Genomic DNA, 256 nt, shown 5'->3' on the forward strand with positions numbered 1-256 from the left:
TTGCAACAATAAACCAACATGTCTGAACTGATGTTACTTTTATTCAAGTACTCTTCTAAGCGGAAGATGATGCGTCGAGGAAAATGAAGGGTACTCCTTCGGCTTTGGCTGGTTTCATGTTTCTTGTGTGTAATCCAAAGAAGAGTGCGACCAGGCAAGAGATGATGGCGTAGGATACATCGAATGCAATCAACCCACCCAGTCCCGGTCGATCTTGGCTTTTGGAGCCTGAGACGAAGGCGATAATCGATGCGAT

Annotated in this window: 1 protein-coding gene; it reads right to left on the reverse strand. The window is 45.7% G+C overall.

Annotated features, from left to right (window positions below):
• Window positions 1-55 precede the first annotated feature (55 nt).
• On the reverse strand, window positions 56-256 hold a 201-nt coding region (locus GUI70_RS24890; RefSeq protein ID WP_237725162.1), incomplete at its 5' end, for a hypothetical protein.

The sequence above is a fragment of the Deinococcus alpinitundrae genome (assembly GCF_009982895.1).
In the GTDB taxonomy this organism is placed as follows: domain Bacteria; phylum Deinococcota; class Deinococci; order Deinococcales; family Deinococcaceae; genus Deinococcus; species Deinococcus alpinitundrae.